Source organism: Salinimonas iocasae (assembly GCF_006228385.1).
In the GTDB taxonomy this organism is placed as follows: Bacteria; Pseudomonadota; Gammaproteobacteria; order Enterobacterales; family Alteromonadaceae; genus Alteromonas; species Alteromonas iocasae.
This window is the reverse complement of sequence record NZ_CP039852.1, coordinates 3,193,073-3,216,806: the sequence shown is the minus strand read 5'-3', so window position 1 is coordinate 3,216,806 and position 23,734 is coordinate 3,193,073. Positions and strand designations below refer to the sequence as shown.

Here is a 23,734-nt window from a genome sequence, read left to right as displayed (position 1 = left end):
TCAGCAACTTACTACAAAGTAATGTAAAGGCTGGACAGGCAGCAAAAGGTTCTTAGCTGTCAGGCTTTTAAAATCATGGGTATAATAATACTTAAACCAAGCAGTACAAATGACCAGCAAACCAGCGCGCCAAGCAGTGATGTGCCAGCACCTTTCACAGAAGGTAATGTTTTGGGAATAGCGTCGGGGCGCACTGATGCAATAAGCAGGGCGACAACAACAGTGACAGTAAAACCAATGACATTCCACCAGAACCAGAATAGCGGAATGTCCAGAATCCACAGCAGGATATTACAGACCACTCCGGCAGTCAGGCCGATATTGACTGCACGAGAAGACGTGCGGCGGGTATGGATCCCCAGCAGAAAGGTAGCCAGCACGGGACCATAGAATACTGAGCCGATTTTATTGATTGCCTCTATGACTGTAGGGGCAATATCGCCGGCATAGAGGGACAACACCAGGGTAACGATACCCCAGCCGATACCCGCCAGGCGAGCCTGTCGCACATACTCATGGCTTTTCGGACGCCGGCCTTTCAGGCGATAAATATCTTCCACGGACACTGCCGCCAGACTATTAATTGCAGAGCTTAATGAGGACATTGCCGCTGCCATGATGGCGACTACCAGAAAGCCGACTAATCCGCTGGGCAGGTACTCAACAATAAAGATCGGCATCATCCAGTCTGGCTTACCATCAGGGATCTGGTCCATCAATGATGCGTTGTTTAAGAATAATACGCCGATAACCAGCCCGGTAACACAATAGAGCAGGGTGATGGGAAAGCGCAGTAATGCGACCGCAACCAGCATCTTTCGCAAATCACTGAGACTGCGCGTTGACAAAGCTCGCTGCGCTTCAGACTGATCACAACCATAATAAGAGGCATAAAGAATGATGCCGCCAAATAACATAGGCAACAGCCCGAAATCAGACCCGGCAAAACCGGCGGACTCCAAATTGATAGCCTGTAGCCGCTGTGGCTCAACCAGAGCAAGCACATTACTGAAACCACCGGCTTCCTGAAGGCCTACAAACAGACATATGGCAGCACCACTGACAATCAGTATCATTTGCAGCGCATCACCGTATACCACCGCGCGCATGCCGCCCATAGCTGAATAAATAAGTGTGATTACCCCGATAAGCGCAATGGCGTGATACTGATTAAGGCCAATAGTGCCCTGTAAAATCAGAGAGATGGCGTAAATCATTATCGCGGTCGCAAATGAACGGCTAAGTTGGAATACGAAGCTAATTAACAATCGTGTTGAACGGGTAAAACGTCGCTCCAGATAGTCATAAACGCTGACTACACCAGCTTTGTGCAATGAGGGCAACAGACGCCACAGCATAATAGCAACCGCAGCCGGCAAAGCCAGCTCATAGGACAACCAGATAAGTCCGCCACCTTCCCTGATACCGACAAAAGCCGGGGCTGAAATAAAGCTTATAGCCGAAAGCTGAGTCGCCATGACTGATAATGTTATCGCAGGCCATGACAAGGCGCGCCCAGCCAAAAAGTAATCATTGCCCCCACCGTGTCTGCGGTATAGCGCACCCAGTAATAACAGCCCAATCAGATAGCTGGCGATGATGGTGTAATCGAGGGTTGTCATTACTGACTATCCATTACCGGCCACTGCCCCACAACAGTGAGTCCGGGCGTTTCATAATGCCATTTTCGATAATAAACCCGTTTTGACGGTCTTCTGCTACCAGTACCGGACCATCAAGATCAACATAATCTGCGCCGCCCGCCAGCAGGTATGCCGGGGCCATAGCCAGTGAGGAGGCCACCATACAGCCCACCATGATATCCAGCTCGTAAAGCCTGGCTGCCTTCATTAAGGAACGTGCTTCGGTCAGTCCCCCGGTCTTGTCTAGCTTGATATTGATAGCCTGATATTTGCCGACTAACTGCTTGAGCGATGCGGTGGTATGGCATGATTCATCTGCACACAACGGGACAGGGCACTGATAGTCAGTTAACCCTTCGTCGTCGTCCGCGGGCAGTGGCTGTTCAATCAGCGCAACATTCAACCTGGCTAACTGTGGCGCCACTTCCTTTAATAACGATAAATTCCAGCCTTCATTGGCATCAATAATAAAGCGACTATCCGGGCATACTTCATGGATAGCACTGACTTTTTCGATGACATCGTCCGGATCTAGTTTTACCTTGATTAATTCACTGTTACATAATGCCCGGGCGTTCTTTTGCATTTCCTGAGTACTGGCAACACTTACAGTTTGCGCCGTTACGCAGGACTTTACTTCCTGCAGGTCGATAAGCTGAGCGACCGGCTTGTTTTCAATTTTTGACTTTAGATCCCACAAAGCGCAATCCAGTGCATTTCTGGCGGCACATGCCGGTAAAATTGCATTAAGGCGGCGGTGGTCATCAATATGTTTAATTGCTGGTTTTGTGCATTTAATTTTATTCAGCGTATCTTCAATACTCTGATCATAACGGGCATAGGGAACTGATTCCCCCCAACCGGTAAACTCACCGTTGGTGACCGTTACCACAACTACATCAGCCTGTGTCTTGGCGCCGCGTGAAATGGCAAAAGTCTGCGCTAGAGGCAATGTTTCATGCTTCGCTTCAATCGTTAATCTCATAAACGCTCCAGCAATACTGACACATCATGGCGAACCGGATCGACACAGGGTAAGCCGAACGAATCACTGGTTTTACGACACCACGCTGTCGCCTCATCCTCTTTCACGGCCGACGTATTTACCGCTATCCCTGCTACGTAAACATCAGGATTGGTGAGGCGGGCTGCTTCCAGATTGGCGTTGATCGTTGCAGAAAGAGAGGGCTGTGGAACATGCGGCAAACCGCGCATATGCGAACGGTTCAGTGCATGACATATAGCGAGTGCATCGGGTTGCGAGCCATGCAGTAAGCCCAGACTGACGCCGGCAAACGCCGGATGAAATAAAGAGCCCTGGCCTTCGATGATATCCCAGTGAGCTGGATCGTTGTCCGGACTAAGAGACTCAGCCGCGCCTGAAATAAAATCCGCCACCACGCAGTCTATTGGTATGCCTTCACCGGCGACAAGAATACCGCTTTGGCCAGTGGCTCTGAATGTGGCCTGGCGTCCTTGCTCCGCCATGGCCTGGGTCAGGCTTAGCGACGTATACATTTTACCTACTGAACAATCGGTACCTACGGTGAGAAGCCGCTTTCCTGTTCGCTTTTTCCCTGTTCCGGTAGACAGGCGCAGGGCAGGGTGGCGGATATCTATAAGGCGCACACCGGCAATTTCAGCCTTTTTAACCAGCTCAGGATAATTTGTCAGCTTATCATGCAGGCCGCTTACCACATCCATGCCTGACTCAATGGCTTCGATAATATGTGGCAGGTAACGCTCATCCAAATGCCCGCCACTATTGGCGAACCCTAAAATAAAGCTTTTTGCGCCTCGTTCGGCAGCCTGCGCGATACTTAACGATGGGCAGCCGGTTGTTACTTCACATCCGGGTAGCCGGTATTCACCAAGACATTTTTGCGCCCGCCAGTCAGCTACACTGCGGGCCATTTTGATACTTAACGGGTCGGTAGCATCGCCGATAAAGAGCAGGTAAGGCGCCTGAATCACATCATTTCCTTGATTTCGGTAGGTTTGTAATGGACTCCCTTAGATACGCACAACCCAACAGTTGGATTATTCGGGTATAGAGCGGAAAAGGAATATCTGCTCAGCGGCGAGACATCTCAATATGCGGGATGCCGTCTTCATCATAGGCATCCCCTTCAGTGACAAAACCGAAGCTCTCGTAAAAGGCCGCTAAATGAAGCTGTGCTGAAATGCGCATAGCGGAGGTGCTGAATGTGGTCTGACTATATGTCAGGGCTTCGCTGACCAGCTTGCGCCCTAACTGCTGACCGCGTGCCTGCATAGAAATCAAAACACGGCCCATTGCAGGCTCAGGATACTTAATTCCAGGGGCCAGCAATCGCGCATACGCAGTTAGCTTGCTTCCCTGCCAGCCCAGTAAATGCCAGGCTTTTTCATCCAGCTCATCAATGTCAGGATAAAGACACGTCTGCTCCAGAATAAATACATTCTGACGCAGCTGATACATTGCGTGAACATCCGTAGCGCCTAACGCCTCAAGTTTTGCCCATTGCCATTGCATGCTGGTTTCCCCTTAATTATTGCAACCTGTAAGCTAGCGATAAATATTGCTCAGGTAAATCACCAGAGACAAAAAAGCCCGCTGATGCGGGCTTTTTTCTGACTTTATACAGTTACTCGTCCAAGAAACTGCGCAGCTGCTCAGAGCGGCTGGGATGGCGAAGCTTCCGTAACGCTTTGGCTTCAATCTGACGAATACGTTCGCGGGTAACATCAAACTGCTTACCCACTTCTTCCAGCGTATGGTCAGTATTCATATCAATGCCGAAGCGCATTCTCAGTACTTTAGCTTCACGAGCGGTTAACCCGGCCAGAACCTCTTGCGTCGCACCCTTCAGGCTACCACCTGTGGCAGAGTCCAACGGCTGAATAATGGTGCTGTCCTCAATAAAGTCACCCAGATGTGAATCTTCATCATCGCCAATAGGTGTTTCCATAGAAATTGGCTCTTTAGCGATTTTAAGCACCTTACGGATTTTGTCTTCCGGCATCAGCATGCGTTCTGACAATTCCTCCGGGCTTGGCTCGCGGCCCATTTCCTGTAACATTTGACGGGAAATACGGTTCAGCTTGTTAATGGTCTCGATCATATGAACCGGAATACGGATAGTCCGCGCCTGGTCAGCAATTGAGCGGGTAATCGCCTGGCGAATCCACCATGTTGCGTAGGTCGAAAATTTGTAACCACGACGGTATTCAAATTTATCAACTGCCTTCATCAGACCAATATTACCTTCCTGAATAAGATCCAGGAATTGCAATCCGCGATTGGTGTATTTCTTAGCAATCGAAATAACCAGACGCAAGTTGGCCTCAACCATTTCCTTCTTGGCCCGGCGCGCTTTTGCTTCACCAATCGACATACGGCGATTGATATCTTTAATATCGGCGATGATTAAGCCTGTTTCCTGCTCAACCTGCGTCATTTTCGATACGCTACGCTCGATATCTTCTTTATGCTGCGCCAGCGCATCGCTGTAAGCATGGCTGCCATTAATCGCTTCACCTAACCATTCGGTAGACGTTTCGTTACCCGCGAATGCTTTGATGAAATCCTTTTTAGGCATTTTGGCATTGATGACACTGTACTTCATAACCAGACGTTCCTGGATACGTACTTTGTCCATCATATCGCGCATGTTTTTAACCATGCGATCAAACTGCTTAGGCACCAGGCGGAATTCTTTGAAAATTTCGCTCAGTGCTGCAATTTCTTTGCGTGAGTCCGGATGCGCGCGACCCTGGGTCTCGATTACATCACGGGCTTTGCCGTACTGATCACGCAGCTCTGCGAACTTTTCACGTGCCTGTTCAGGATCAACGCCGCTATCATCTTCATCAGAATCGTCATCGTCATCCTTGTCGTCATCGTCTTCATCTTCCAGTTCTTCTTCTGAAAGTTCAGAGCCGATGTGTGTCGCCGTAGGCGCCAGATCACGGTCGTCATCAGGGTCGACAAAACCTGAAATAATATCGCCAAGGCGTATTTCTTCGGCTTCATACAGATCCCACTGCTCAAGCAGATAGGTAATCGCTTCGGGGTATTCGGCTACTGAGCACTGAACCTGGTTAATCCCATCTTCAATGCGCTTGGCGATTTCAATTTCACCTTCGCGAGTCAGAAGCTCAACCGTACCCATTTCACGCATATACATACGAACCGGGTCGGTGGTGCGGCCTATTTCACTTTCTACAGTTGCCAGCGCCTGAGCTGCAGCCTCTGCTGCATCTTCATCAGCGGTTGTTTCCTGCATGAGTAATTCGTCAGAATCCGGAGCGGATTCAGATACCTGAATACCCATGTCATTAATCATGCGAATAATATCTTCGATTTGATCAGAATCGACTATGTCTTGCGGCAGGTGGTCGTTTACTTCTGCAAAAGTTAAGTAACCTTGCTCTTTACCTTTTGCAATCAGGAGTTTAATCTGAGATTGCTTGCTTTGCGCCATAGAACCTACACTTCTCACAATTATTAATTAAGCAAAAAAGCATGACCAAGCCAACGTTTAATCCATTGCTCGTTCATGCTTGCTGTCGTCTTGTTACCGCACCTGTCAGGGCCTCTGACCCTCTTTTTCGGCTGAAAAATCGTTCTGCAATTACTTACGTAAGCTTGCAGCGAATTGACCAGTATAACAGATAAAGCGTTATTTATACTAGGCTACCGGCATGTTTTTTAACCAAAAATAGTTGGTACTTTTCACCGCAACACCGCTCTGATTCTTAGTGTTTTGACTGGCGCTCTTTCATCAGCATCGTCAGTTCTTCTTTCTCGGCCCGACTAAGCGGTTGTACGCGGGAGCGAGAAAGTAACGTTTCGATGCGACTATCAAAATGCCAGTCAAGAAGGCGGGCAAAGCTATCGGTGAATACCCGCTCTTCATCCGCCTCATTTACCAGATGTTCCTGCTGCAGTAACTTTGCGATAGCTGATGAATGGGGATGATCCCGGAAGTTTTCAATAAGCTGCGCGGTTGTTGCCTGTCTGTTATTCAAACAATACTGGTGAATGTCGCTCAGCAGAGTGATGCCAGCAATACCACTATTGGCGAGTAATGCTGGCATTACCTCTTCGCAGCGACCAGCCAGCGAGGGGGAATCAAGCAGTAGCCTAACCAATGTGCGTACTGGTGATAACCGCGTCTTTTGCACAGTATGGCGGGTACTAGTGCCACCCGGACGGGAAGACTTTTGGTTGGCCTGTGCGATGTCCTGCTGCAATCTGAACCGGTCATACTCGCCAGTATGTTTTGCCAGTTCCTCGGCAAGCATCGCCCGTTGATTGTCGCCCAGTACCGTATCTATCAGCGGTTGAGCGGCTGCTTTTAAAGCCAGTTTGCCTTCCGGCGTGCCGACTTCGTGCTCTTTGAGCAGAGTTTCAAAGAAAAAGCGCGACAACGGCAGGGCATCATCATTTAGCATTGAAAGCAGGCTGTCAGCGCCGACTTTGCGTACCATCGTATCAGGGTCTTCGCCGTCAGGCAGAAACATGAATGTCAGTTTTACACCATCTTTTAGCGCGGGAAGGGCATTTTCCAGCGCCCGCCAGGCGGCCTGTCGTCCGGCGTTATCTCCATCGTAGCAACACACAATATGATTGGTGGAGCGCATCAGTAAATTCAGGTGGTCCGGTGTAGTTGCAGTGCCCAGCGCCGCTGTAGCAATATTAATGTCGAACTGACTGAGCGCAACGACATCCATATAGCCTTCAACGACCATGATCTTATCCAGATGCCGATTATTCTGGCGGACCTGATAGTATCCGTAGAGTTCCTGACCTTTATGAAAGATGCGCGTTTCCGGCGAGTTCAGGTACTTCGGCCCGCTGTCGTTTTCCAGCACGCGGCCGCCAAAACCCACAACTCGTCCACGCCTGTCCCGAATCGGAAACATTATCCGGTCACGGAAAAAATCGTATTGTTTGCCACTGTCGTTCTGATTGACCAGTTTAAGGTCGATCAATTGTCGTATACGGTCATTAGTAGTGCCAAACGTGCTTAGTACGCCGTCCCACTCACTGGGGGCATAACCAACTTCCCACTGTTTGACAACATCACCGGATAAGCCACGGCCTTTCAAATAGCTGATGGCTTTTTGACTGTTAGGGTGGCTGCGTAACTGATGCTGAAAGTAACGGGCGACCTGTTCCATCAGGGTATGATCATCTTCCAGCTGCTGCTTTTTAGCCTGAGACATCGCTGGCGGCCCGCCTTGCTCACGGGGCACATCCAACCCATGGAATTTAGCGAGTTCTTCAATTGCCTCAACAAACTCAAGGCGATCGAACTCCATCATAAAAGAGATAGCGTTGCCGTGTGCACCGCATCCGAAGCAGTGATAAAACTGTTTGTCCTGACTGACAGTAAAGGAAGGCGTTTTTTCGTTATGAAAGGGGCAGCAAGCCTGATAATTCTTGCCAGCTTTTTTTAACTTTACCCGACTATCTACAATATCGACAACGTCGGTTCTGGACAGGAGATCATCAATGAAATCCCGGGGTATTTTTCCGGCCATGAATTCAGATTACAGGAATAAAGGAGTTACTTTAACAAGATAGGAAAAAGGCGCAACAATGATTCGCTGCGCCGAAGTCGTTAGCCGTTCAGGCGAGATTTGATTCTTGCGCTCAACGCGCCCATATCAGTGCGGCCCTGAACTTTAGGTTTAAGTTGTCCCATAACCTTACCCATATCCTGCATACCAGTTGCGCCGGTATCAGCCATGGCTTCATCGATTAACGCATCCAGTTCAGCATCACTGAGCGGCTGGGGCAGGAAGGTTTCGATAACGGTTATTTCGGCACGTTCTTTTGCCGCCAACTCTTCACGACCAGCATCGTCATACTGCTGCGCTGCATCCTGACGCTGTTTAACCATCTTAGTCAACACTGCCAGTATATCTGCATCAGTTAGTGTTATCTGATCATCAATTTCACGCTGACGGATGGCTGCAATCGCCATACGAATTGTGCCCAGGCGAACTTTGTCTTTCGCCCGCATTGCATCTTTTTGTGCTTCTTTTAATTCGTCAATTAATGCCATGACAGGACCTTTTGAAAAAACCAAGCCTTAGAAACGACAAAGGTGCCTTCAGGCACCTTTGAGAATAAACACTATCTTAGTAGAGTTTTACGCGACGTGCGTTTTCGCGAGCCAGCTTTTTCAGATGACGTTTCTTCGCTGCAGCTTTCTTGCGTTTACGTTCCCAGGTCGGCTTTTCGAAAAATTCACGACGACGAACTTCTGACAGAACGCCTGCTTTTTCACAAGAACGCTTGAAACGACGAAGCGCAACGTCAAACGGCTCGTTTTCTCTAACTTTAACGATAGGCATTAAGTACTCACCTCAAAATTATCACGGTTGAACCGGGCAAATTATGCTCACAAAAGGGCACCCGGGTTAAAAATGGTGCGAAATTCTAATCATTCGCGGGGCAAATGTAAAGACAGAATTGCTAAAAAATAGCCAGTTTCTGACAAAATGCGTGATCCGCCATTCCCACCTATGATGATAAACGGTAAACTTCGGCCCACATTTTTTACCAAGTCGGATCACCTTATGCGCATTCTGGGAATTGAAACATCCTGTGATGAGACCGGTATTGCTGTCTACGATGACGAGCAGGGCCTATTATCTCATGAATTGTACAGTCAGGTAAAATTACATGCTGATTACGGGGGCGTGGTCCCTGAGCTGGCTTCCCGGGATCATGTGCGTAAAACCCTTCCGCTGATTGAAAAGGCCATGCAGGATGCTAACACCGCCCCTGACGAGTTGGACGGCATTGCATTTACACAAGGGCCGGGCCTGGTGGGCGCATTGCTGGTAGGCTCTTCTGTGGGCAGGGCACTGGCCTATGCCTGGGACGTACCTGCAGTGGGTGTACATCATATGGAAGGGCATTTGTTAGCCCCTATGCTGGAAGACAATGCGCCGGCATTTCCGTTTGTCGCATTACTGGTCTCCGGCGGGCATTCTATGCTGGTAAACGTAGCCGGTATCGGGCGCTATGAAGTGCTGGGCGAGTCCATTGATGATGCCGCAGGCGAAGCGTTTGATAAGACCGCCAAATTACTGGGTCTGGATTACCCGGGTGGCCCGCTGCTGGCTAAGCTGGCCGAACAGGGCGAGCCTGGGCATTATCAGTTCCCGCGCCCGATGACAGACAGACCAGGGCTGGATTTCAGTTTCAGCGGTCTGAAAACGTTTGCCGCAAACACCATTCGAGATGCTGCCGATGATAAACAAACCCACGCCAATATTGCCTATGCATTTGAAGAAGCTGTGGTAGATACACTGATGATCAAATGTCGACGAGCGCTAAAGCAAACCGGGCTGAAACGTCTGGTAATCGCTGGTGGGGTAAGTGCTAATAAGCGGTTACGTTGTGAAATGGAAACAATGATGCGCAAGTTGAACGGGGAGGTCTTTTACCCCAATCTGGCTTTTTGCACTGACAATGGCGCCATGATCGCCTATGCCGGCATGCAGCGTTTAAAAGCAGGTCAAACCGTTTCGCTGGGCGCGACAGCCAACCCACGCTGGCCGCTTGACTCGCTTGAGCCAGTGTAAAGGCTTTTGCATGTTCAGGGCTGGCTATCTGACTTTAGTTTGCCCTGTTTATTCCACACCTTAGATTCTTCGCCTTTCAATAGCCTGACGATGTTTGCCCGGTGTCGTGCAATAATTAATATTGAGAGCATTGCCACAGGCAGCGTGTAAAGTGGCTTGATAAACCAAACATATAGCGGGGCAAGGGCAACGGTGATTATTGCAGCAAGCGATGAGTAACCCCAGATAAACAGCGCTACACCCCATGTAAAAATAAGCAGTGCACCCAGCTCCAAACCGATAGGAAGCATAGCGCCAAAAGCAGTGGCTACGGCTTTGCCGCCTTTAAAGCCAAAATACAGCGGGAAGATATGACCAAGGCAGGCTGCAATTGCAATAACCCCCAGTGCGACTGCATCTATTCCAATCCAGTAGCTGACATATACCGGCAGCGTACCTTTCAGAATATCCATTACCAACACTAAAACAGCCGGAATTCGACCGCCCAGGCGATATACATTCGTTGCGCCGGGATTCTGTGATCCCGCCTGACGCGGATCAGGTAACCGGTACAAACGACTGATGACCACGGCACTGGAAAGTGAACCGCACAGGTAAGCCACACTTACCATCAAAATAATAGTTGCAATCATGTAATACGGTCGAGGTTCAGGTTACACTTGCCTCACACTACTAAAAAGCGCGTAAATGCGCCAGTCGCATACGTTAAGTTGCGTCTGGGCGAGAATACGTCAGCTGCAAGAACTGGCTGAAATATATGGATCAGATTCACATTCGCGACTTAAACGTTGATGCGCTTATTGGCGTTTATGACTGGGAAAGAACGCAAAAAACCCGCCTGCTGATAGATGTCAGTATTTGTGCTGATCTGATGCAGGCGCGCATCAGCGATAACGTTGCCGATACTATCGACTATGCAAAGCTGGCTGACTTCATACAAAACGAAGCGGGCGCCACCCGGTTTGAGCTGTTAGAGGCACTGGGCCACTTTCTTTGTCAGTCCGTACTTTCTGCGTTTGCGGTTTCGTCTGTTTCTCTGGCCATTACCAAACCCAATATACTGCCTGATGCGCGGGCGGTAACTGTCACCATTTCTGCATCAAAACACAATGCTTAATAAAATTCTTATCAGTGTTGGCTCGAACATTGAAAGGGCAAGACATACCCGCGAAGGAGTGGCCGCGCTTAAAACTCACTTTAAAGATGTTCAGTGCTCATCAGTATACGAAAGTGAGGCGGTTGGCTTTGACGGGGAGACATTTTACAACCTGGTTGTCAGTGCTTTTACCGACCTCAGTGTGGCGCAAGTTAACGACAGATTAAAGGCTATTGAACGGGATCATGGGAGAACGCACAGTGAGAAAAAGTTTTGTTCACGAACACTGGACCTGGATCTTTTAACGTTTAATAACGTAGTGACTTCGCAGCCTGTCACGCTGCCCAGAGAAGAGATTCTGTATAACGCATTTGTATTACGCCCCTTAGCTGAACTGGTGCCGGATGACATCCATCCGGCAGAGAATAAAACCTATCAGTATTTATGGCAGCAATTTGAGAATAAAGACCAGCCGTTGTGGCCCGTAGTATTTGACTGGAGAGATGTATAAGCAATGACGCTTTTTGAAATTATTATTCTGGCAATCATTCAGGGAATCACAGAGTTTTTGCCAATCAGTAGTTCTGCTCACCTGATTCTTCCCGCTGAATTATTAGGCTGGGTTAATCAGGGTCTGGCTTTTGATGTAGCGGTGCACGTAGGTAGCCTGCTTGCCGTCATGATTTATTTTCGTGAAGATATATTTCGTATGGCCGGCGCCTGGCTGACCAGAGGGTTTTCGTCTGACCAGACACAGGACAGTAAGCTGGCATGGTATGTCATTCTGGCAACGATCCCTGCGGTCATTGCCGGCTTTCTGCTTAAAGACTGGATTGAGCTTAATGCGCGTAGCGCACTGGTTATAGCTGCCACGACGATTATATTTGGTCTGTTACTCTGGTATGCCGATAAATCTGCCAGGCACACCAAAGATTTATCAGCTATGGGCCTCAAAGGTGCTGTAATTATCGGGCTTGCTCAGGCGCTTGCGCTGATTCCCGGCACGTCACGCTCGGGTATTACCATGACCGCTGCATTAATGCTGGGCTTTAATCGCGAGAGCGCCGCCCGCTTCTCGTTTTTACTGTCAATTCCGGTTATCCTCGGAGCAGGTACGCTGGCTGTGCTTGAACTGGCAGGCTCTGGCGAGCAGGTAGACTGGAGTGCACTTTTCTATGGTGCTGCGTTTTCTTTTGTCAGCGCGTACCTTTGTATTTACCTGTTCCTTAGCTGGATATCCCGTATCGGGATGTTACCGTTTGTTATCTATCGACTGATACTGGGAGCAATATTGCTCTGGTTCGTGTTCGGATAGAGGCAATCGACAGGTTGCCTTTCATTCATATTTAAAAGGATTCGCTATGTCTGAGACTATTTTTACAAAAATTATCAATCGCGAAATTGATGCTGAAATTCTATATGAAGATGAACAGGCCCTGGCATTCAAGGACATTAATCCTCAGGCACCGGTCCACTTTCTGGTAATCCCGAAAAAAGCCATTGCTACCATTAATGATATTACTAAGCAGGACAGGGAATTGGTGGGACATTTGTCTGTGGTAGCGGCTAAGGTTGCCGATGAGATGGGCATTGCTGAGGAAGGCTATCGCACTGTAATGAACTGCAATGAATTTGGTGGACAAAGTGTTTACCACATTCATCTGCACGTACTGGGTGGTAAACTGCTGGGCTGGCCACCGTACACTGACAAGCCCAAAAACTTAGAATAATCTTCGGTGGGTAAAACGCAGAGCGGCATCAGGCAGCTCTGCGTTTAATGTTTACAGACCTAGCTGTTCTTTACCCTGATTAAAGTGAATATCCACCGGGATATCGGCTTTTTCCAGCTTTGCCAGGTCGCTGGCTAACTCAGGCTTTATGACACCCATTTTTTCAACCAGCTCGCTAACGCCTTTATAATCGCCGTCACCCTGTAGCGTCAGGATTTTTTGCGATAATGACTTCACCGCAGCCTGCATCTTATTCATGTTTACGCGGTACATGCCTTTCTCAGTTTTTTCAAATGCGCCTTCCTGAGCAAAGTAGTTGAACCTGATCATATTGGCCTTTCCATGGGCACTGGAAGCACCAAAACGCACAGAGCGGAAAATGCCCGCCATGAAAGTCACATAATAATCTTCCAGTGTTCCTTCGGTAATTTCGCCTTTCTCTAACAGGCTCTGCACCATATACAGGCCAAGTATATCGGCCTTGCCTTCCTCTAACGCAGAGGCGTGTTCTTTTAACGCAGCGCGAACAGTGCCTTTTCCATCCAGTGTGTTTTTGATACCCAGTCCATGCGCCACTTCGTGAAACATTGTGTTAGCGAAAAACGCATCAAAAGTAATGTGCTCACGCTGTTCTGGCACAATCAACGCCTCGGAAATCGGCATCAGAATCTGATCGAATTTGGCACGCATGGCATTTTTCAGTTGCAGACGACGGGTGCCTTTTTCTAACTGAACGCGTTCATCGTTAGGCAGATTAATCGCGATGGTTTTACTGCCGGCGTTGGAGTGACCTGCGTAATACACCACATCGTACGCGCCTAAGTCAGCATCGGACCCCGGCATCTGCGCCTTGTATTCTTCAGGAACCGGCAGGCCTTGCTGCAGTTCAGGAAGAAACTGCGCGTAACGCGATAGTTTATCGCTCCACGCTTTATCTTTAACCAGAACATAGGCTTCAAACGCCGCACGATAACCAAATAATTGATCTTCATAGGTTTCGATAGGCCCGATTACCAGCTCTACCGGGTTGGTTTTCATATCCATCCAGGCCATATCTGAATCAAGATATTCGTTACTGACCAACGCTTGTGCACGCAGTGACAGATAATTTGCAAAACCTTCATCTTCAGCAAGCTCAGCAGCCTGCTTGAGCAGTTCAGCCGCATCATTCAACTGCGCCTTGTAAGCTTTTGAATAGGGGACGGTGTAAAGCTCGCCATTGTCGTTGCGTCGAACCAGTGAATAAAGGCCTTTTTTATCGTCAAAGTCGGCTTTCTCAAACTCTTCTTTGGTCATATCTTCAGGATAAAACTGCGCACCCTCAGGTTTGCTGTCGACACCAGATAAGAATGCGGCGTCGCCGTTCAGCCGATCCCACGGACCATAATTTATCCGGGCAAAATGGACTGTCTCGTCATCGTTCAGGCGATTAAGAAAAGCGGACTTTTCACCACCGAACGCCTGTTGCCAGAACAGGTCATCCATAATTTCAGAAGCATCGATCAACAAACCAACCATCTTTTGCTGGTTGTCGCTTAGGTGACTGAGATCCGCATCCAGATCCACAGGCTGGTAGATTGATAATCTTTTACGATCAACCGTCAGGGCGGCGGACTCCTGTTTTTTTATGTCGTTAGTGGAGGCAACAGTTTGCTGCTCTGCACTGCCAGTAGCGGTTTCGTTTTCAGGTGCCTCGCTGCAGCCGGTATTTAAAAATACCGCGGCGGCAACCGCGAGTGCTGTTTTGGTAATTCTGCTTGTAAACATAGTTCTCTTATCAGTTATTCTGTTAGCTGGTCATTATTATTATTGTGGGCTTTCCCGGGCCCGTTTGGAAAGGCGGTCGGCTGTGCTACCTGCCCTCTGTAAGCCAAGCATAACCATTCCTTGCCGGCAACGCTATAGTATCCAATACGCTGGACTATTTTTGCACACGTGCGGAATCCGGAATTGGCTGATATAGTTGATTAACAGGGATGTGCTGATGCCATGTTGAAGCTATAGAAAATAAAGCGGCTTTCGTCCTCCCCGTTCCGATAATAATGATTCTTTTGCCGTAGAAGGACAGTCTATGTCTACAGAAAATGCACTACTTACCATCCTTGTAGAAAAAATAAATAACGATACGCTGGTGCTGCCCACGCTTCCTGCTATTGCATTACAGGTAAGACGTACCGCTGATGATCCTGATGTTAATTTGGGAAAAATGGGGGATGTCATCAGCAAAGACCCATCATTGGCCGCAAGGATTATTAAAATCGCTAACAGTGCCTACCTTGGGCGGACCGTAAAAGTTAACTCTGTGAGTCAGGCCGTTACCCGTATAGGTCTGCAGCAAATAAAGAACATTGCTACCGCACTTGCGATGGAGCAACTGTTTGTCTCAAAAAATACGCTGGTAGGTGAGTATCTTCGTAAAGAATGGGCCGATACTATTGAAGTGGTAGCCAATGCGTTGGCCGCGCTGCAGACTTATGCCAATAAGTCTAACAAGCGTGAAATCAGTGTGGATACTATGACGCTGACGGCGCTTGTTCATAATATCGGTGTACTGCCGATTCTTACTGAAGCTGAGCGAAACGAAGATGTGTTTGCCAATCCGACCTTCCTGGATGAGGCTATTCAGAAGGTGTCAGGGCCTATCGGTGGCAGCATCATGCGTGAGTGGGGCTTTGGTCCGTCATTTGTGAATTCAGCTGAGCATTGGCGGGATATCTCGATGGTGCCTAAAACACTGGGCTATCTGGATTTTGTGCGAGTTGGTGCTGCACTGGCCGGCCGAATGGGTGATAAGAAGGACGTGGTGCTCAAACGCGCTATCGAGCGCGGCGCATTAAGCGGAATTGAGGACGTCGAAACAGAAGAGTTCGCCGAATTACGAAATAACGCCCGGCAAATCTTTGCCTGATTAGGTGTCGTTGGATTGTGTATTCGCTACAGAAGGTGTTTTTTTGTAGCGAGTGCGCTCCAGCATAAGCATCAGTAAGCCCAGCCCAAGACCCCACACGGGCGCCCCCAGTTTAAATAAACTCATTCCCGATGCCGTACAGACCAGCGTCATTAATGCTGCTTTGCGGTAACGCTCCTGTACCATACTGTTTAATAGCGCACTTTGTAGCGTACCCAGCAACGCAAGCCCGGCCAGTAAGTGTATGACAACTTCCGGCATACTGGTAAAGAGCATCACCACCAGCCCTGCTGCCAGTCCCAGCCCGATATAAGCACACCCGGCGACCACCGCAGCCAGGTAGCGATGCTCTCGCTTATCTCCGGCGTCTTCACCCATACAGATGGCCGCTGTAATCGCGGCGTAGTTAAATGCAAAGCCGCCGAACGGGCCCAGTGCAATCTGTAATCCTCCCAAACCACTTAACACTGTCTTGTGGTCGGGTTTAAAGTCGTAACTTTTCAGGATGGCCATGCCCGGTACATTTTGCGACAGCATCGTGATAATAAATAAAGGAAAACCAAGGCTTATCGCAGAAGCCACGCTGAAGTCGGGGGATACCCAGACTGGCGCAGCCACGCTGACCTGCCAGTTCAGCGCGGACAAATCACCTAACCAAACGCTGCAACCCACACCCAGAACCAGCAATAAAAGCATCAGATAGCGTGGTATAAGATGCCCGGCAATAACATATGTCGCGATAAAAACAGCGGTAATAAGTGGTGCCTGTGTCACATCGGCAAAAATGTTCAGACAAATAGGCAGTACAATACCCGCCAGCAGTGCCGAAGCAATGTTCGTAGGGATGGCGGTAATTAAGCGGGTCAGCGCACGACTCTGCGCACAGGCCAACGTACAGATCCCGGCGATGACAAATGCGCCAATCACTTCGCTCAGCGGAAATACTGCGGCGGCACTTAGCAAAAACGCAGCGCCGGGCGTAGACCAGGCGGTGACAACAGGTATTTTGTAGCGCAAAGAAAATACAATGCAGCTAAGTCCCATACCTATACCTAAGGCAAACAGCCAGCTCACAACCATATCTGGTGATGCGCCAGCCGTGCGTGCCGCTTCAATGACCAACACAACCGCGCTACTGTAACCCACCACCACCGCGGTTAACCCTGCGGCGATATGACTGACACTGAGAGATTTGAACACAAAGGCTCCTTTACGCGATTGATCAGGCTGGTACACTGTGCGTTAAAGCGCACAGTGCAAGATAGCACTGTGCGCTATAACGCACAAGAGGTGAAATGTGAAAGAGTCGGAAATGATTACCCGGCAGATTGCGACGCAGCTGAAACACCTGCGCAAAAACAAGGGGTGGTCGCTGGATAAGACGGCGCAGGCGACTGGTGTATCTAAAGCGATGCTTGGCCAGATAGAGCGGGAAGAGTCGAGCCCGACAATTGCAACCTTATGGAAGATTGCGACCGGACTTGATGCCTCTTTCTCATCATTTATTCACTCTGATAAGGATGATGCCTACGCATTTAGTAAGCAGCACCAGGCGGCGTTTGCCCACGACCCGAATATGCAGGTGAGCACGTTATTTTCATTCAATCCCGTTACTCGCATGGAGACCTTTGAAATAACGCTGACTAACCGTCATGAACAGCGTTCGTCCGCGCATGCGTCAGGTGTAACTGAACATATCCATGTTCTGGAGGGACGGCTTGCTGTTTTCCAGCAAAACGCCTGGCATACCGTAAATGCTAATGAGCAATTTATTTTGTCTGCTGATGCCGAGCATGGCTACCGTGACGAAAACGGAAAAACCACGTTTATCGATATAATCTGTTATCCGTAAGAGCAAGTGAAAATAGTAATAATTATCATTTGCAGTTAATGATGGTATATTCCTTTCCTGTTTCAAAACATTTATAGGAATGGATTTTTTATAATGGTTATCATCCCTCGGCGATATGTCTTTGCCAGCCTGATGTCAGCGGTAATTGCCGGTCAGGTTTCAGCGCAGACCGATCAGAGTAGCAATGAACTGGAGCACATCGAAGTTCATCCTCTACAGGCTTACCGCAACACAGCCACCAAATCTTCTGTCAAACCCATTGAGTCGCCCGTAAGTATCAGTGTTATCGACCAGTCTTTGTTACAGCTTCGCCAGGCAGACACTGTTAGCAAAGCGTTGCGTTATGTCTCGGGAGTAACAACAGAAAGCCGTCCTACCATAACGATTTTTGATCAGTTTACGATTCGTGGCTTCACTACCTATCAAACATTTTATGATGGGTTGCCATTACTTACGAATAACAACTGGAACCTTTATCCTCAGGTGGATGCTTTCGCCACAGAGTCGCTAGAGATACTAAAAGGTCCCGCCTCTTCACTCTATGGTGTAGTGCCGCCTGGTGGCCTGGTAAACCAGGTTGCCAAGTATCCGGAAAAAGAAGACGAAACAATAGTCCGGCTGGCTGTAGGTTCTGATAATCTGCTTGAACTTGGGCTTGATAGTGCCGATGAGATTGATGAGAATAGTCGTTATCGAATAGTCGCACTAGGGCGTAGTCGCGACGGTTATCAGCAAACCACCGAAACTGAACGCTATACATTCGCACCATCTTTGACCATGGATATCTCGGATGCTACCGAGGTTTCTTTGACTGCATATTATCAGGAAGACCCACAGATGGTTCCCTCTACGCCATTACCCTCTGTGGGCACGCTCTTTGAGGCGCCATATGGCAAGCTTGCGCCGGATACATATGCTGGAGACAAGAATTGGAACCAGTTTTCGCGGGATGTATTGATGCTGGGTTATAAACTTCATCATGAAATTAATGATGCCTGGTCGGTATTGCAAAAATTGCGTTATACAGATGCTGACGCGTTACAGCAGAACACTTATCACAACACGCTGGCTGAAGACGAAGTCACCTTATTGCGATCTGCCTACCTGACCGATGAAACCATTGACGGCGTGACGGTAGATACTCAGCTTTCCGGCATAGTGGATAATGAGACAATATCGCACCAGCTTCTGTTCGGGATGGACTATCAAGAGTCAGACTCTCAGGTTGCTTATAAAGATACTCTGGGGATGCAAACGCCGGTGCTTGCACTTAACAATATCGATAATGAGCTGTTTGATGTTGATGCACTGCCGTTATCGTTTTATCAGGAAGACCATCAGATAGATATTCGTCAGTTAGGGTTTTATGCTCAGGATGAAATCACGTTAGGTAGTATAACGGTATTACTAAATGGTCGTTATGACCATTACGATAGCACTGACGAGGTTGCTAACATCTACGCGCAAAGCGCTTATGGGAGTACTGCCACCATCGATCAGTCGCAGTTTTCTGGCAGGGTGGCTGCAATGTACCGCTTCGAGTCAGGCTGGCGAATTTATGCCAATTATTCAGAATCGTTCGAGCCTGTGACAGGTACAGATGCGCAAACGGGGGAGGCTTTCAAGCCCACTACGGCCAATCAGACAGAAGTAGGTACGAAATTTCAAAGCGCTTCAGGTAAAACGACATTCACCGCCGCTTATTTTGTTTTGAATAAACAAAATGTCGTTGTAAACACACCTGATTTTGCCCGTCAAACGCAAAATGGCGAAGTTCAGTCCAAGGGGGGCGAGCTTGAGCTGAGTCATCAGTTTACCCCGCAGCTTACTATTCAGGCGAATGCAACGTTACTGGATATGGAAGTGACTGACAATCCGCTAGACCAGAAACTTATCGGCAAAACGCCTGTTTGGGTGGCTGAAGAAACAGCGTCGGTATGGGCGAACTATTTCTTTGACGATCTATTGCAAGGACTGACCGCAGGCGCCGGTGTGAGATACGTGGGCGAAACGCAGCTTGATAAGTATAATAGCGATACAGTTCCTTCATATACTTTAATCGATGCAGTACTTTCTTATGACATTCCTACTTATGACATGACGCTATCGGGCAGCGTAAGTAATCTGACAGATAACGACTACGTCGGGGCATGTTTTGACGCTGGTAACTGCTGGTTTGGCGCGCAACGCAGATTCGAGTTTGCATTGCAAAAGCGATTTTAGTACTCGGTGTAGATTTATGATGCGATAGTTAAAGGCGGGTGAAATCCGCCTTTAACTAATACGGTACCGTTATGCGTCGTCCAATTTGAGCGTTTTGCGCATATCGTCCAGAAAAAAACAGAGTTCAGAGGACATCAGGGTAAACTCTGCATCCAGACGTGCCGAAGCCTGATCTTTCGGAATATCGTCCATCTCTTCTTTCATCCGGTCGGTAAATTTGATGCGCTTAAAAGAGCCATCTTCAGCAATCAGCGCAGTCAGCGTATCTTGCCACGCAAAACCGATTTTCTGTACCAGTTTGCCTGAGTCAAGGTGAAGCTGGATCTCTTCACTGTCCAGTGGCTGATTCTTACAGCGGATAACGCTTTCCAAATCATCGGTGGACTTAAGTTCAGCCTCTTCAAGCAGCTCGATATTATCCGGTGCACCTTCCGTCAGCCAGTGAGTAAGCTCCGATTGCAGACTACGACGAGCCAGCGGGACCACTGGCAAAGAGGTAATGGCTTTTCTCACCATGGCCAGAAACCCTTCAGCCTTGCCATCTGATGAGCTGTCCACGACAACCAGATTGTCAGGTAATGAGATAAATCCATGGGTATAGCTGTTTTTAGTAAAAGCACGAGGCATCAGTTGAGTAATGATTTCCTGCTTAAGATCGCTTTGCGCTTTCTTGCCGACAGGAGAACCGGTCTCAGCTTCGATTTTGGCAACTTTTTCCGCCAGTTCAGCGTTCACCACCGTAGAAGGCAGAATACGCTCCTGCTTTTTGATGGTGATCCAGTAACGTTCCTGAACTTTGTGGAACATCATCGTATCCTGTCCCACCTGAGAAAAAGGGGATACGAAGCCACTGGTCGCCAAATCCTGACTACCACACGGCCGGAATGTGAACTCACTTAATGCTTTTTGCAGGTCATCGTCATCCAACGATAAGGGTTGGGTTATCTGATAGGCTTTTATATTTTTAAACCACATTGCCACACGCTACTTTCAAAATTACGGGCGGCAAGCGTACCAATCGGACTCCGTTCGCGCAACGGCCTTTAGGCGTAAATTTACTAACGGCGCAGCGGGAAGCGGATATGGTAACTTAAGCCTTTGCCCGGCGCGCTGGTCGGCGTAATTGTACCGTTTAATGCCTGGGTCACCAGGTTATACATGATGTGGGTGCCCAGTCCGCTGCCGCCGTCACTGCGACGGGTGGTAAAAAAGGCATCAAAAAGCTTATCTAATTGCGCTTCGGTAAGCCCTTTACCGTTATCGCGATAATCCATAACAACGTCATCGCCGTCGACACTCACGCTAAGGGAAACCCGTCCATTATGGACACCGTCGAAACCGTGAATCAGCGAGTTCATTACCATATTCGTAATGATTTGGGCGATAACGCCGGGCGCACAGCGAATGACCAAATCGTCGGGGCACTCAATATTAAATTTATGTGTAGTGTGTTTGAAGCTGGGTTTGAGTGACTGCATGACCTCATCGATGTACTCACCAAGATTGAACTTGCGCTCAGCGTCACTGGTTTGGTCAACCGAAATCTGTTTGAACGACTCGATAAGCTCACAGGCGCGCTGCAGGTTCTTCATCAATAATGAGGTTGTCTGGTGGGATTCATCCAGAAAACTTTCCATCTGACCCGCAGTCAGGGTTTTATCTTCAAACTGCTTTTGCAGTTTGTTCAGCCTGTCTTCAAGGAAGCTGGCCGCTGTCACGCTCACTCCGATAGGAGTATTTACATCATGGGTGATACCGGCAACAAGGCCGCCTAAGGTGGCCATTCGCTCAGACTCCAGCAACTGGTCTTTGGCTTGGTTGAGTGTGTCCATTGAGCTGGCCAGCTCGTTGTTTCGCTTTCTCAGCTCGTTTTCAACGCGCTGTCGGTTTTCAATTTCGGCACGCAGCTCACGCTGATTGCCGATTAGCTCATCTTTTTGCTGCTCGAGATCCAGCATTATCTGCGACAGCGAAGCGGTCTTTTTGGCGACTTCCTGTTCCAGCAGCAGATTTTGTTCATCAATCTGCTGGTAACTGCGTTCCAGTTTCATTTGCGTGCCACGCAACTTGTTCTGCGAGGCTATCAGATCATCGATAACCTGATTGTAGGAAAACTGCAGACGACGAAGTTCATTATCGTCCTCAACAAAAACAGAAATTTTCGAGTCTTTAGGGTGCTCAGGATCAAAAGCACTCATTTGCTCGGTGATACTGGCCAGCGGTTCAGATAGCAAGCGGCGAAAGGCCGTCATAAACAGGAAGACCAGAAAGGCCGTTTTGACAATGGCATTACCAATCAGAAAGAAAATGCCGATTTCGATCCGACTGTAAATAATATCAAAACTGGAATACAGGGTAACATCACCGACGTGCGAGGCGCGCCCGGAAAACTCAAAAATAAGCGGGAAGCTGTAGCCGAAAACGCCGCCGGGGTGGTCCTGCATCATACCGCTGTTGATAGGCTGACGGGGCTGATCTGCGGTATTGCCAAGGTTGGCAATATATTCGCCGGTTTCATCACGAATTTGAACGCCTTCAACGATAGGCAGTTCCATCAGGCCGCGGGCGATAGTCAGCGCCTGGGGCGTATTAAGTTCCCATATTGCTCGGGTCAGACTGGTAGAAAACGTATTTTTAAGAGTTTGTAGCTCACCTTCAATATTCTGCTTGGTGCTGAAATACTCAGTGAAAATCTGGCCCACAGTCACGATGAATGTCAGGATAAAATAAACCGACAGAACACGCGTCAGCAATTTTTTCGACAAGCCGGTTTTTACTGGGGTCATGTGAACCACATATCCTTACCCTGATCCTTTTCCTCATTGCCCAAGAATATGCACAAATTGGTGTTTAAACAAGCAGAATAACGTAAACCCCGCTTTGCAATGGTTTGGTCAAAAACTTGACATATAACTGTAACCCATTTAATAAAACTGTCACAGATTCAATGAATAATGGCGGCGTTTAAAAATGAGCAGGAAACAGTCTATGTCTCGGACAGTCTTATTGGTAGAGGACGAAGCGCCAATTCGCGAAATGTTAAAGTTTGTCCTGGAGCAATCTGGTTTTACTACCGTTGAAGCGGAAGACTATGATATTGCACAGGAAAAAATCTGTGAGCCGTATCCGGATCTGATTTTGCTGGACTGGATGTTACCCGGTGGCAGCGGTGTTCAGCTGGCTAAAAATCTTAAACAACATGAGTTTACCCGCGATATCCCGGTCATTATGCTTACCGCACGTGGTGAGGAAGACGACAAGATTCGAGGGCTGGATGCAGGCGCTGATGATTACATTACCAAGCCGTTTTCACCTAAAGAGCTGGTAGCGCGAATTAAAGCGGTAATGCGTCGCGTGACGCCAACTTCAAAAGAAGAGCCCATCGAGTTTAACGGACTGAAACTGGAACCCACCTCGCATCGTGTGTCGGCAAACGACGAAGCGGTAGATATGGGGCCCACCGAATTCAAGTTGCTGCACTTTTTTATGACACACCCTGAGCGGGTTTATTCACGCGAGCAGCTGCTGGACAACGTTTGGGGCACGAATGTGTATGTGGAAGATCGTACCGTAGATGTTCACATTCGTCGTCTGCGTAAAGCAATTGCCAAGCATAGCCACGATGCGATGATTCAAACAGTTCGTGGTGCAGGGTATCGCTTTTCTACAAAATAACTTCCTTTACCGGCACAG

Annotated in this window: 22 protein-coding genes; 9 read left to right on the top strand and 13 right to left on the bottom strand. The window is 48.6% G+C overall.

Annotation, left to right across the window (positions count from 1 at the left end; genetic code table 11):
• Nucleotides 1-59: 59 nt before the first annotated feature.
• From FBQ74_RS14315 to rpsU, 8 genes are all read right to left on the bottom strand, one after another.
• Nucleotides 60-1,622 carry a sodium:solute symporter family transporter gene (locus tag FBQ74_RS14315; RefSeq protein ID WP_139757304.1) on the bottom strand — a complete coding sequence of 521 codons (1,563 nt, stop codon included), beginning with the start codon at nucleotides 1,620-1,622 and terminating at the stop codon, nucleotides 60-62.
• A gap of 13 nt (nucleotides 1,623-1,635) precedes the next feature.
• A complete protein-coding gene (gene dgcA / locus FBQ74_RS14310) occupies nucleotides 1,636-2,628 on the bottom strand; it encodes an N-acetyl-D-Glu racemase DgcA (RefSeq protein ID WP_139757303.1) in 993 nt (330 codons plus the stop codon).
• A complete protein-coding gene (gene dgcN / locus FBQ74_RS14305) occupies nucleotides 2,625-3,617 on the bottom strand; it encodes an N-acetyltransferase DgcN (protein WP_232371927.1) in 993 nt (330 codons plus the stop codon). The genes dgcA and dgcN overlap by 4 nt, the downstream gene beginning before the upstream one ends.
• A 100-nt stretch (nucleotides 3,618-3,717) precedes the next feature.
• On the bottom strand, nucleotides 3,718-4,158 hold the full coding sequence (locus FBQ74_RS14300; RefSeq protein ID WP_139757302.1) for a GNAT family N-acetyltransferase: 441 nt from the start codon (nucleotides 4,156-4,158) through the stop codon (nucleotides 3,718-3,720).
• Between the two features lie 112 nt (nucleotides 4,159-4,270).
• Nucleotides 4,271-6,109, bottom strand: a complete 1,839-nt coding sequence (rpoD, locus tag FBQ74_RS14295) for an RNA polymerase sigma factor RpoD (RefSeq protein WP_139757301.1) — start codon at nucleotides 6,107-6,109, stop codon at nucleotides 4,271-4,273.
• Between the two features lie 274 nt (nucleotides 6,110-6,383).
• Complete coding sequence (gene dnaG, locus FBQ74_RS14290) at nucleotides 6,384-8,174, bottom strand: DNA primase (RefSeq protein WP_139757300.1); 1,791 nt, start codon at nucleotides 8,172-8,174, stop codon at nucleotides 6,384-6,386.
• Between the two features lie 80 nt (nucleotides 8,175-8,254).
• The gene (locus tag FBQ74_RS14285; protein ID WP_139757299.1) at nucleotides 8,255-8,701 is read right to left on the bottom strand and encodes a GatB/YqeY domain-containing protein; all 447 of its coding nucleotides are present in this window, start codon (nucleotides 8,699-8,701) and stop codon (nucleotides 8,255-8,257) included.
• Between the two features lie 76 nt (nucleotides 8,702-8,777).
• Entirely contained in the window at nucleotides 8,778-8,993 is a 216-nt protein-coding gene (gene rpsU / locus FBQ74_RS14280; RefSeq protein WP_012517258.1) for a 30S ribosomal protein S21, read from the bottom strand.
• A 225-nt stretch (nucleotides 8,994-9,218) separates the two neighbouring features.
• Between rpsU and tsaD the strand changes: the two genes are divergently transcribed.
• Entirely contained in the window at nucleotides 9,219-10,232 is a 1,014-nt protein-coding gene (gene tsaD / locus FBQ74_RS14275; protein ID WP_139757298.1) for a tRNA (adenosine(37)-N6)-threonylcarbamoyltransferase complex transferase subunit TsaD, read from the top strand.
• 14 nt (nucleotides 10,233-10,246) lie between these two features.
• Here tsaD and plsY read toward each other — a convergent pair whose 3' ends face one another.
• On the bottom strand, nucleotides 10,247-10,864 hold the full coding sequence (plsY, locus tag FBQ74_RS14270) for a glycerol-3-phosphate 1-O-acyltransferase PlsY (RefSeq protein ID WP_139757297.1): 618 nt from the start codon (nucleotides 10,862-10,864) through the stop codon (nucleotides 10,247-10,249).
• 125 nt (nucleotides 10,865-10,989) lie between these two features.
• On the opposite strand from plsY, the gene folB reads away from it, so the two are divergent.
• Genes folB through FBQ74_RS14250 form a run of 4 tightly spaced genes read left to right on the top strand, consistent with a single transcriptional unit; the run spans nucleotide 10,990 to nucleotide 13,058 of the window.
• Nucleotides 10,990-11,349, top strand: a complete 360-nt coding sequence (gene folB / locus FBQ74_RS14265; protein WP_139757296.1) for a dihydroneopterin aldolase — start codon at nucleotides 10,990-10,992, stop codon at nucleotides 11,347-11,349.
• On the top strand, nucleotides 11,342-11,839 hold the full coding sequence (gene folK, locus FBQ74_RS14260; RefSeq protein WP_139757295.1) for a 2-amino-4-hydroxy-6-hydroxymethyldihydropteridine diphosphokinase: 498 nt from the start codon (nucleotides 11,342-11,344) through the stop codon (nucleotides 11,837-11,839). Before folB ends, folK begins: the two co-directional genes overlap by 8 nt.
• A gap of 3 nt (nucleotides 11,840-11,842) precedes the next feature.
• Entirely contained in the window at nucleotides 11,843-12,643 is an 801-nt protein-coding gene (locus tag FBQ74_RS14255) for an undecaprenyl-diphosphate phosphatase (RefSeq protein ID WP_139757294.1), read from the top strand.
• Between the two features lie 46 nt (nucleotides 12,644-12,689).
• Nucleotides 12,690-13,058, top strand: coding sequence for a histidine triad nucleotide-binding protein (locus FBQ74_RS14250; RefSeq protein ID WP_139757293.1), 369 nt, complete (start codon nucleotides 12,690-12,692; stop codon nucleotides 13,056-13,058).
• A 51-nt stretch (nucleotides 13,059-13,109) separates the two neighbouring features.
• On the opposite strand, the gene FBQ74_RS14245 is transcribed toward FBQ74_RS14250, so the two are convergent.
• The gene (locus FBQ74_RS14245; RefSeq protein ID WP_139757292.1) at nucleotides 13,110-14,825 is read right to left on the bottom strand and encodes a dipeptidyl-peptidase 3 family protein; all 1,716 of its coding nucleotides are present in this window, start codon (nucleotides 14,823-14,825) and stop codon (nucleotides 13,110-13,112) included.
• A gap of 304 nt (nucleotides 14,826-15,129) precedes the next feature.
• On the opposite strand from FBQ74_RS14245, the gene FBQ74_RS14240 reads away from it, so the two are divergent.
• Nucleotides 15,130-15,966 (top strand): HDOD domain-containing protein, encoded by an 837-nt coding sequence (locus FBQ74_RS14240; RefSeq protein ID WP_139757291.1) that lies wholly within the window; start codon nucleotides 15,130-15,132, stop codon nucleotides 15,964-15,966.
• Here the strand turns inward: FBQ74_RS14240 and FBQ74_RS14235 are convergent, their stop codons facing one another.
• A complete protein-coding gene (locus tag FBQ74_RS14235; protein WP_139757290.1) occupies nucleotides 15,967-17,166 on the bottom strand; it encodes a benzoate/H(+) symporter BenE family transporter in 1,200 nt (399 codons plus the stop codon).
• Nucleotides 17,167-17,263: 97 nt separating this feature from the next.
• Here FBQ74_RS14235 and FBQ74_RS14230 point away from each other — a divergent pair, with 97 nt between their 5' ends.
• A complete protein-coding gene (locus FBQ74_RS14230; protein WP_332309087.1) occupies nucleotides 17,264-17,818 on the top strand; it encodes a helix-turn-helix domain-containing protein in 555 nt (184 codons plus the stop codon).
• A 132-nt stretch (nucleotides 17,819-17,950) separates the two neighbouring features.
• Nucleotides 17,951-20,041, top strand: coding sequence for a TonB-dependent siderophore receptor (locus FBQ74_RS14225; RefSeq protein WP_408641361.1), 2,091 nt, complete (start codon nucleotides 17,951-17,953; stop codon nucleotides 20,039-20,041).
• A gap of 69 nt (nucleotides 20,042-20,110) precedes the next feature.
• Here the strand turns inward: FBQ74_RS14225 and rdgC are convergent, their stop codons facing one another.
• On the bottom strand, nucleotides 20,111-21,016 hold the full coding sequence (gene rdgC, locus FBQ74_RS14220; protein WP_139757288.1) for a recombination-associated protein RdgC: 906 nt from the start codon (nucleotides 21,014-21,016) through the stop codon (nucleotides 20,111-20,113).
• 83 nt (nucleotides 21,017-21,099) lie between these two features.
• Nucleotides 21,100-22,827 carry a sensor histidine kinase gene (locus FBQ74_RS14215; RefSeq protein WP_139757287.1) on the bottom strand — a complete coding sequence of 576 codons (1,728 nt, stop codon included), beginning with the start codon at nucleotides 22,825-22,827 and terminating at the stop codon, nucleotides 21,100-21,102.
• A gap of 202 nt (nucleotides 22,828-23,029) precedes the next feature.
• Here FBQ74_RS14215 and phoB point away from each other — a divergent pair, with 202 nt between their 5' ends.
• Nucleotides 23,030-23,716 (top strand): phosphate regulon transcriptional regulator PhoB, encoded by a 687-nt coding sequence (gene phoB, locus FBQ74_RS14210; protein WP_139757286.1) that lies wholly within the window; start codon nucleotides 23,030-23,032, stop codon nucleotides 23,714-23,716.
• The last annotated feature ends 18 nt before the right edge of the window (nucleotides 23,717-23,734 follow it).